1 protein-coding gene is annotated in these 651 nt (G+C 64.8%); it reads right to left on the bottom strand.

From position 1 onward, the window contains the following. On the bottom strand, nt 1-651 hold a 651-nt coding region (locus L810_RS43385), incomplete at both ends, for a TonB-dependent receptor domain-containing protein (RefSeq protein ID WP_042978487.1).

Here is a 651-nt window from a genome sequence, read left to right as displayed (position 1 = left end):
TCGTTGGTCTCGTCCTGCGGATTGAGGATCCCGACCGCGACGCTCACCGGCGTCGAGCGGCCGATCGTCCCCTTGTACGACAGGTCGATCCCGCGAATATGCGCGCGACCGATGTTCATCGGCGAGAACGTCGCCGGGTTGTACGCGATCAGGTTGGTGACCCGCGTGTCGTAGATCGCGGCCGTGAACGTGCCGTACGACGTGTTCGCATCGACCGCGGCCTCGACCGACGTGTTGCGTTCCGGGCTGAGATCCGGATTGCCGTAGCCGGGGTAGTAGAGGTCGTTGAACGTCGGCAGCTTGAACGCATTGCCGTACGACACGCGCGCCGTATACACCGGCGTGATCGCCCACGACAGCGCCGCGTTACCCGTATTCACCGACTGCCCGGCGATGATTTCATGTCGCCCGGCGAGGAACATCGTCACGCTGCCGAGCGTCGCCGACTGATGCAGCGAGAGCGCGGAATCGTTGCGCGTCGGTATGCCGCCCGGCATATCGACCGGCAGGAACGCCTGCTCGCGCGTGAAGTCGTACGCGAGCTTGGTCTCGCCCGACAGCGGCAGCCCGAACAGGTGGAACCCGCGCTCCTGATGCGTCAACGACGTCGACGTGCTGATGCGCTGCGAATTGATCTGGTCGGTCGGGATG

The sequence above is a fragment of the Burkholderia sp. AU4i genome, assembly GCF_000466765.1.
Lineage (GTDB): Bacteria > Pseudomonadota > Gammaproteobacteria > Burkholderiales > Burkholderiaceae > Burkholderia > Burkholderia cepacia.
The sequence above is the reverse complement of the archived record's forward strand: the minus strand, read 5'-3'. Positions and strand labels throughout refer to the sequence as shown.